The sequence below is a fragment of the Neochlamydia sp. AcF84 genome, from assembly GCF_011087585.1.
Taxonomy (GTDB): domain Bacteria; phylum Chlamydiota; class Chlamydiia; order Chlamydiales; family Parachlamydiaceae; genus Neochlamydia.
The window spans coordinates 55599-64312 of record NZ_VJOT01000054.1 but is presented as its reverse complement, the minus strand read 5'-3'; the positions used below and the strand labels follow the sequence as shown (position 1 = coordinate 64312).

The window sequence follows — 8714 nt, the reverse complement described above, 5'->3', positions numbered from 1 at the left end:
CAGCATCGCTGTTTTCCACCTAGTTGATCTGCAAGCTATTCTAAAAAAAGAGTTTGGTAAAAACTTAACCTTGCAAGGAATTTGGACAATCTTACGTCGTTGCCGCTATACACCTTTGGTTCCTCGTCCTCAACATTATAAAGCTAACTTAAGAGAGCAAGAAGCCTTTAAAAAAAAATTCCAAAAGCCATTACCAGCTTAAACAAACGATTTCCCAAGAAAAACATCGAAATTTGGTTTGAAGATGAAGCACGGCTTGGGCAACAAAGCACCTCTACTAAGGTATGGGCAAAAAAAGGAACACGGCCAAAAGCTCCTAGGCAGACAGAATATAAAAATCTGTATGTAGCTACAGCTGTTTGCCCACGTTCAGGGCAAGCAGAAGGAATGATTCTACCTTTCTTAAATAGCCAAGGAGTGGAAATTCTTCTTAAGCAAGTTGGTCAATCGCTGCCTGCTTCTTCCCATGCTTTGCTAATTTTAGACCGAGCTAGCTATCATACTAGTAAAACGCTGAAAGTTCCTTCCAATATTCACCTGCTCTTTCTACCTCCTTATAGTCCTGAACTTAATCCTGTTGAAAACTTATGGCATTACTTGCGTAGCCATTTTTGGTCTAATCGTATTTATCGGGGTTATAAAGAACTAGAAAAGATGGCAATAGCTTCTTGGAGAAAAGTATGTCTGCAAGAAAAAAGAATGAAAAGTTTATGTGCTGTATCGTATGCCTAATTGTGTAAGGAGTAATTTAAAAGCGTATAACAACCGGCTTACCGCTCTTTCTGCAGAAATAGGGCAGCTATCGCAGGATTTAGCTCTTCAACTCGCTGGAAATCCGTTGGAAAGTATTCCTGAGGAAATAAAACAACGTTTTAGGCTATAACTGGAAAAGTTTGTATCTTTACCATTTCTAGAGAAATAAATTGATAAGCTTAGAAGTTGTTGAGGATATAAATAATACCATTTAAACGAACTCCGTAAGTAGCAGCTGTTGGGAATGCAAACAGCCTTTTTCTAAATTCAAATAAGGAGGATAATTTAGGGAGAGAAAAGGTTTGGAAAGGAGGAAACCATGTTTGTAGCTTTTTATCATACAATAGAGGAATTAAACGCCATGGCAAAAAAGAAAGCCTATGGCAGTTACAGTTGTAAAATAAGAGCAGTGGTGATGGCGATGGAAGGAGAAAGCGCATATCAGATAGGAAAGGCGCTAGGTTATTGTACAAGCGCTATTCAAAAATGGATCCGAAGGTATAATGCTCAAAATTTAGAGGGCCTGAAAGATAAAAGGCCTGTAATAACAGGAAGAAAAAGAGCTTTAACGTTTGAGCAAGAAAAAGCTTTCTTACAGAGGGTAGATAAAGGGCCTGAACCTGACGAAAGCATCAATGTTTTCCACCTAGTTGATCTGCAAGCTATTCTAAAAAAGAGTTTGGTAAAAACTTAACCTTGCAAGGAATTTGGACAATTTTACGTCGCAGCCGCTATACGCCTTTGGTTCCTCGTCCTTAAGCATTATAAAGCTAACCTAAGGGACAAAGAAGCCTTTAAAAAAATTCCAGAAGTCATCACCAGCTTAAACAAACAATTTCCCAAGAAAAACATCGAAATTTGGTTTGAAGATGAAGCACGGCTTGGGCAACAAAGCACCTCTACTAAGGTATGGGCAAAAAAAGGAACGCGGCCAAAAGCTCTTAAGGCAGACAGAATATAAAAATCTGTATGTAGCTACAGCTGTTTGCCCACGTTCAGGGCAAGCAGAAGGAATGATTTTACCTTTCTTAAATAGCCAAGGAGTGGAAATTCTTCTTAAGCAAGTTAGCCAATCGCTGCCTGCTTCCTCCCATGCTTTGCTAATTTTAGACCGAGCTAGCTATCATACTAGTAAAACGCTGAAAGTTCCTTCCAATATTCACCTGCTCTTTCTACCTCCTTATAGTCCTGAACTTAATCCTGTTGAAAACTTATGGCATTATTTGCGTAGCCATTTTTGGTCTAATCGTATTTATCGTGGTTATAAAGAACTAGAAAAGATGGCAATAGCTTCTTGGAGAAAGGTATGTCTGCAAGAAAAAAGAATGAAAAGTTTATGTGCTGTATCGTATGCCTAATTGTGTAAGGAGTAATTTAAAAGCGTATAATCTTCCTATAGCATCCGAAGCGTAGAAGGCTCACTCTGCTAAAAGATAGGAAGAATTTCTAATAGCTTTTTATATTGCTAACTTGCCTAAGTATGCTGCTAAGCTGTCTTTAAATCTAGCTTGCCTATTTTGCTTTTTCTATATATGAATACTCCTAAAAATAAATGAAAGTAGGCATAAAGCTTAAAAAGAGGCTTTAACATGAATCCTCTCTCTTTTATCACCCTTGAGCATCTAACTAAGGGCATTTAAAGTCTTTCTACGGGAGCAATAGGGCGCACGATGAAGATTTTGCAGGAAGGCAAAGACTATGGATTTTTTGGTCTATTCATTAAAATTAAAGGTATCAGCAAAATGATTATGCTAACACCTTTTTATTCTTATTCTTTTCATTCTACTCATATAAATTAACTTTGCAAAAAAGCTGCTAGCAAGCGACACATTTCTAGATGATCCTGAGTAGCAATAAGCTCACGAGCAGAGTGCATACTTAGCTGGGGCGAGCCTATATCAACTGTTGTAATGCCTGTTTGAGAAGCTTGAAGGGGGCCAATGGTAGAACCGCAAGGGATATCATTGCGACATGAAAAGAATTGATAAGGAATAACATGCTTTTCGCATAAATGGACGATACCAGCTGAAGATTGAGCGTCACTGGCATACCGTTGATTTGCATTGTATTTAATTACAGGGCCTTTATTCATTGAAGGAGCATGGCGCGGATCGTGCTTTTCCATATAATTGGGATGCAAGGCATGCGCTAAATCTACAGATAAACATAAAGATTGGGGCAAAAGACTCAAAAATTGTTCTCTAGAAAGTTTTAAAGCTATGGCTATACGTTCTAAAATCTGTAGAAGAAAAGGGGAGTCAGCTCCCTGGGCTGTTTGCGAGCCTATTTCTTCATTGTTCCAAAAGACAGCTAAGTTCAAAATGTGTTTTTGAGGATGACTAGTTTTAAGGGCTGTCATGCCTGCATGCACGCTAGCCAGGCTATCTAGACGATAGCCGCTAAGCATTGTAGAGCCTATAAGCTTGGCTCTCTCTAAAGGATATAAGAATAAATCATGGCTTAAGATGTATTCGAAAGGGTCTTTTATGTTATCTTCCAATATTTTCAAAAGGTATGATTGCTGGGAATCTGCATCTAAAGCGGCCAAGGCTGAAAAATGCTCTTGTTTGTTAAAATAGGGGCCTCTTTCATTAGCTTCACGGTCAAGGTGGATGGCAAGCTGAGGAATGATTAATGGATGGCTATTAATATTGACTAACGCTTGTTTAATTTCATGGTTAGAGCCAGCTAAAAAGACCCTTCCCGCTAGGCCTAAGTCTCGGTTAAACCAGGAGGTGAGAAGAGGCGCTCCATAAATTTCGGTAGCAAGCATAGTCATATTATCGCGGCGAAATTCAGGGTTAGGCTTTAATTTGAAGCCAGGGCTGTCTGTATGTGAGGCAATCAGGTGGGCTTTTTTGAACGATTCATGAGGAGTGATAAAAGCACAAATAGAAGACCCATTACGTTTAAGAAAATAACCTTTGCCTTTTTCTAGTTCCCACTCTTGGGCTTCTTCCAGTTCATTAAATCCTTCAGCAAGAAGAGATCTGCCTATATAATCTACTGCATGCCAAGCTGTGGGAGCTTGATCGAGTAAAAGCATTAAATCGTCAATAAGCGAGTTAGACATGATGAGAGTCCGTTTTTTATATAAGTTAGGGGAAATTGGCTTTTTAGAAAATTTATTTTCTATGGTCTATCAGCAAGAGTAAAAGATAAGCAATAAACATAAAAGTTTTAATTTATATCTCTCTAATCTTTTTTATTATTTACTTAACTTTTTCATTGCTGGTCATACTCTATATAGCCTCATTCAAGGAGGTTAAGGCAAAGCTACCCCACAAATTTCCTCAGCCTCGGCTGAAAGGTATAAACCTTAAAAGTTTACCTGCGGATAAAAAAAATATGAGAAGCTTGGGCTTTTAATTTTTATCCTCATGGGGAACCAGCTTGTCTACTCCTAGGTAGCTCTGCAATACTTTGGGGATATTAACAGATCCATCCGCATTTTGATTGTTTTCGAGCAAAGAAACCATTAGACGCGAGGTAGCTAAGCCGGAACCGTTGAGTGTATGAACAAATTCAGGTTTTCCTGCCTTTGCTGAACGAAAACGGATATTGGAACGTCTAGCTTGAAAATCTGTGCAATTGGATACAGAAGAGACTTCATAGTACCGGTTCTGGCCTGGCAGCCAAGCTTCAATGTCTACAGTACGAGCCGAAGCGTAGGACATATCTCCAGTTACTAGCAAGGCCATGCGATAGTGAAGTTCTAGTCCTTGCAAAATTTCCTCTGCGTTATTTAACATTTCTTCAAATAGAAGAGGACTTTGCTCAGGGGAGCAAAAGCAAAACATTTCTACTTTATTAAATTGATGGACGCGAATTAAACCTCTTTCGTTAGAGCCTGCTGCGCCGGCCTCTCGGCGAAAGCAGGGAGTGTAAGCAGTATATTTCAAAGGAAGTTCCTCTGAATTTAGAATTTCTTGAGCATGGAGGCCATTTAAAGGAACTTCTGCAGTAGGTATCAAATAAAGGTGGTAATCCTCATCATGGATTTTAAATTGTTGATTTTCAAACTTAGGCAGCTGCCCGGATCCATACTCAATTTCTTTTCTTACCAAAAGAGGTGGTATCCATTGCTCAAAACCATTTTTAATTTGAACACTAAGCATATATTGAATGAGTGCCCACTCTAAGCGAGCACCTAGACCTCGATAGACAGGCCATCCGGATCCGGAAATTTTGGCGCCGCGTTCGAAATCAAATAGTTTTAATTTTTCGTTTAGTTCGACATGATTTTTGAAAGCAAAATCAAAATTTCTTTTGTTTCCTACCTCTTTAAAGATGACATTATCCTTAGGATCGGAAGAAACCTTAATATCTTCCATAGGAAGGTTAGGAAGCTTAGAAATTTCATAATTAAAAGAGTATTCTACCTGCTGACATTGATGCTCAAGCGAATGGATCTCATCCGCCATGGAAGCCACTTCTTTAACCATTTCGCTAGCATCTTGGTTGAAGCGCCGCATTTCTCCAATTTTTTGAGAGAATTCATTGCGGGTAGCTTTTAAAGTCTCTAATTGGGTTTTTAAAGTACGCAATTGCGTATCTAAATCCATCACCACCGTTAAATTGATGCTAGGATCTTTTGTTTTTAGTTTAGCCTCTATTCCTTTAGCATCTTTGCGCAGGAGCTTAATGTCTAGCATAAGGGATAACATCCTCGATTATTTTTTTTCGTTTATTATAAAATGTAAAACCTTTAAAAGGCAAGGAGAGGAGAGAAGAGGCAAGCTAGGTCTGCTTTAGCTAGGATAGCAGCCGTAGGTCTTAAACTTAAGCTTTTTTAATTTTATTTTCTACTCTTCCATTTGCTCAGTTTTTTCTTGAGTCTCTTTGACAGATCTCCTATATTCGTTTTTTTTGTGTAAACCTTCTACCATCAAAGCTATGAAGATCAACAATTTAATGTTTACCTTAGGATGTCTAGGCTTTTTATTAGGTCTTCCCTTCCTGCAAGCAGTGGAAAATAAGGGCTACACCTTGATTGAAGATAAAGCTTCATTGAGAGTCAAAACTCCTACCTTTTCTCAAACGCAAGTACTTAAAATCAAGCTTAATAATGGTCTGCAAGCCGTTTTGATTTCTGATCCTCAAGCTGATCAGTCATCTGCAACTATGGTTGTAGAAGCAGGTAGCTGGCAAGATCCCGAGCAATATCCCGGTCTTGCTCATTTTGTAGAACATATGCTTTTCCTAGGGACAAAAAAGTATCCTAACGAATCAGAATTTCAGCATTTTATCACAGAGCATGGCGGATTTTCTAATGCTTTTACTGCTAATGATCACACTGCTTATATGTTTTCCATCGATAATGAAGCTTTTCCTCAAGCGCTTGATCGTTTTGCCAGTTTTTTTAAAGCGCCTTTATTTAATGTGTCGGGGATTTCGCGAGAATTGAAGGCTATTGATCAGGAATATGCTAAAAACTATGAAAACGATGATGTGCGCGAAGTTATGGTCATGAAGCATATACAGAATCCTCAACATCCTAATTACCACTTTAACATAGGAAATTCTGCAACTTTAAAATCCGCTTCTCAGGAGATTTTAAAAGCATGGTATAATGAGCATTATAGCTCTAATATTATGCGCTTATTGCTTGTATCTAACTTACCCTTAGAAGAAATGAGACGGTTAACGGTTGAGGAATTTGGTGATATCTCTGATAAACACAAGGCTTGTTATGTTCCTGCTATGGACCTAAACAATCCTGATATGCAAGCTAAACTTTTTTATATCAATCCTATCCAGAATATACGCAAATTAACGTTGGTATGGGATTTACCTCAAGAATTTGCCGAGATGAAAGACACTTACCCTGATCGTCTGGTTTGCCAGGTATTAGGACATGAAGGTAAGGAGAGCTTATTAGCGCAATTGAGACGGGAAAAATTAGCAGAAAATTTAGGATGCAGCACTTTTAATTTAGGGGAAAAAAATTTAGTTTTGTTTGTGCAAATGGATCTTACCGATAAAGGAGTTCAATCTGTTGATCAAGTAATCTTACGTTGTTTTCAAACTCTAGCGTTAATGAAAGAGAAGCCTTTTCCTCGCTATATCTTTGATGAGGTCAGGCAAATTAACTTACTCGACTATGAATATCAACAACGCGAAGATGTATTTACAACGGCTATGAAAAATGCCGACCTTTTAGTTAGAGAAAATATAGCCACTTATCCAGAGCAAACTAAAGTGATTCAAAAATTTAGCCAGGCAGATGTTCAGAAGCTCTTGGACTATTTGACTCCCTCCAACTGCCGTTTTTTGATTCAAGCACCCCCTTCCCTGACAGGAGTAGAACCTACCCATCAAGAAGAGTGGCTACAAGTTGCTTATGCAATGCAAACCGTAGATCCCTTTAAAATGCAAGAATGGGCATCTGCTACCCCTATTGTCGAGATTGCTTTGCCTCCTCCTAATCCTTTTTTACCTCGATCTTTGGATTTGCTTCATGCCTTGCCTAGCAAAGCGACAAAACTTCCCCGCCTGCCTTGCCCGCAACTCATTGAAGACTCAGAACATGGTACGATTTACTATGCAAAAGATCAGCATTTCCTCATTCCTCAACTTTATTTAAATTTTAACATTAAAACTCCTGAAGTAGATATAGGGGATGCTGATAAAATTGTGCTGGCCGATATTTATGTCAAAGCGGTCGAAGAAAATCTTAGCAAATTTAGCTATTCGGCCACCACGGCAGGCTTAAATTTTAATGTAGCACGTAGCGATTATGGTCTGGCCTTTAAGATCAATGGTTATAACGACCATGCTTTTCTTTTATTTGAAGGAATTCTTAAACACTTAAAAGAGCTAAAGCTTTCAGAACAAGCATTTAAAATATTTAAACAGTCAGTGCTAAGGCGCTATCAAAACTTTACAAAAAAAGCTCCTTTAAAAAGAGCTAAAGAGCTCTTTCAACAAACGATCTATAAAAGATATGCTACAGAACAGCAGAAAATAAATGCTATACGTAAGCTCTCCTTTGCTAAGTTTCAGGAAGATATTCAGTCGCTATTTAGGCAGTCTTTTGTTGAAGGATTGATTTACGGAAATGTCACCGAAAATCAGGCTAAAGAATATGCAGATAAGTTAATCAAAATTTTAGATAGCGCGCCTTATCCCAAGCCAATGCACAAACATGCTGAAATAATTGATTTATCTTCAACGGAAGGCCCTTTTCTTTTGGAAATAAAAATTCCCGTCCAAGGTAGTGCTGCCTTATTAGCTATCCAAAATCCTAGCTTTACATTTAAAGAACGTGCTGCCCAGCAGATATTGATGAAAGCAATGAAGGAGCCCTTTTTTGCTGAGCTACGCACGCGGCAGCAGACAGGTTATCTTGTCTCCAGTGCAGCCGAAGAGATTGAGCGTAAGCTGTTTCTAGCATTTGCTGTACAATCTAACACTCATGCTCCTCGCGATCTTTTAGCGCGCTTTGAACTGTTTATTGAAAGTTTTATACAAGGATTGGATAAAAATTATTTAACTCCCAAGAATTTTGATATCATTAAAAATTCGCTTTTAGAAGAGCTTGAGAAACCTCCCCATAATATGGAATCCATGGGGGCTCTTTTACATAGCTTAGCCTTCAAATATGAGGGGCGTTTTGATTGGATAGATAAACGCATTCAAGCGCTTAAAGCACTCACATATGATGAGCTGCTAAGCTTTGCGCATGCGTGTATAGGCAAAGGCAATAAACGCCGTCTAGGTTTGCTTATAAAGGGGCCTATGGATAAAGCCAAAGGGCTGTATTACACTTTAATAAATACACCTGCTCAATTTAAGCAAAGAAGTACATTTTCCTCTAGCGGGGGAAATGAGGAAAAGGAACGTAAGCTTGAATAAATTATACGCTTTCGAGCAGCTCTTTATGTAATCATATACTTAGTAAAAAGCTTGTTTTTACCGATAGAGTCAGCCTGGGAAAAGGTTGATTTCTTTTTTGATGA

At 38.5% G+C, this 8714-nt stretch carries 8 protein-coding genes; 6 read left to right on the top strand and 2 right to left on the bottom strand.

What is annotated here, in order from left to right:
• The 5 genes from NEOC84_RS06425 to NEOC84_RS06400 all read left to right on the top strand — a co-directional run.
• The coding region (locus NEOC84_RS06425; RefSeq protein WP_166156891.1) for a winged helix-turn-helix domain-containing protein at positions 1-202 on the top strand (202 nt) is incomplete at its 5' end.
• A complete protein-coding gene (locus NEOC84_RS06420) occupies positions 178-732 on the top strand; it encodes an IS630 family transposase (protein ID WP_166156897.1) in 555 nt (184 codons plus the stop codon). The genes NEOC84_RS06425 and NEOC84_RS06420, both read left to right, overlap by 25 nt.
• Positions 725-883 (top strand): hypothetical protein, encoded by a 159-nt coding sequence (locus tag NEOC84_RS06415; protein WP_166156888.1) that lies wholly within the window; start codon positions 725-727, stop codon positions 881-883. The genes NEOC84_RS06420 and NEOC84_RS06415 overlap by 8 nt, the downstream gene beginning before the upstream one ends.
• 189 nt (positions 884-1072) lie before the next feature.
• Entirely contained in the window at positions 1073-1447 is a 375-nt protein-coding gene (locus tag NEOC84_RS06410; RefSeq protein ID WP_166156885.1) for a helix-turn-helix domain-containing protein, read from the top strand.
• Positions 1448-1622: 175 nt separating this feature from the next.
• Positions 1623-2111, top strand: coding sequence for a transposase (locus NEOC84_RS06400; protein ID WP_166156882.1), 489 nt, complete (start codon positions 1623-1625; stop codon positions 2109-2111).
• 437 nt (positions 2112-2548) lie between these two features.
• Here NEOC84_RS06400 and NEOC84_RS06395 read toward each other — a convergent pair whose 3' ends face one another.
• Positions 2549-3826: a M18 family aminopeptidase gene (locus NEOC84_RS06395; protein ID WP_166156879.1), complete on the bottom strand. Its 1278-nt coding sequence runs from the start codon at positions 3824-3826 to the stop codon at positions 2549-2551.
• Positions 3827-4118: 292 nt separating this feature from the next.
• Positions 4119-5408, bottom strand: a complete 1290-nt coding sequence (serS, locus tag NEOC84_RS06390) for a serine--tRNA ligase (RefSeq protein ID WP_166156876.1) — start codon at positions 5406-5408, stop codon at positions 4119-4121.
• 241 nt (positions 5409-5649) lie between these two features.
• Between serS and NEOC84_RS06385 the strand changes: the two genes are divergently transcribed.
• Entirely contained in the window at positions 5650-8610 is a 2961-nt protein-coding gene (locus NEOC84_RS06385; RefSeq protein ID WP_166156873.1) for an insulinase family protein, read from the top strand.
• Positions 8611-8714 lie beyond the last annotated feature (104 nt).

What these genes read in the sequence shown, in the direction of transcription:
- NEOC84_RS06400 (WP_166156882.1), top strand. Translation starts at nt 1,623, where the DNA reads ATGAAGCACGGCTTGGGCAACAAAGCACCTCTACTAAGGTATGGGCAA.
- NEOC84_RS06415 (WP_166156888.1), top strand. Translation starts at nt 725, where the DNA reads ATGCCTAATTGTGTAAGGAGTAATTTAAAAGCGTATAACAACCGGCTT.
- NEOC84_RS06385 (WP_166156873.1), top strand. Translation starts at nt 5,650, where the DNA reads ATGAAGATCAACAATTTAATGTTTACCTTAGGATGTCTAGGCTTTTTA.
- serS (WP_166156876.1), bottom strand. Translation starts at nt 5,408, where the DNA reads ATGCTAGACATTAAGCTCCTGCGCAAAGATGCTAAAGGAATAGAGGCT.
- NEOC84_RS06395 (WP_166156879.1), bottom strand. Translation starts at nt 3,826, where the DNA reads ATGTCTAACTCGCTTATTGACGATTTAATGCTTTTACTCGATCAAGCT.
- NEOC84_RS06410 (WP_166156885.1), top strand. Translation starts at nt 1,073, where the DNA reads ATGTTTGTAGCTTTTTATCATACAATAGAGGAATTAAACGCCATGGCA.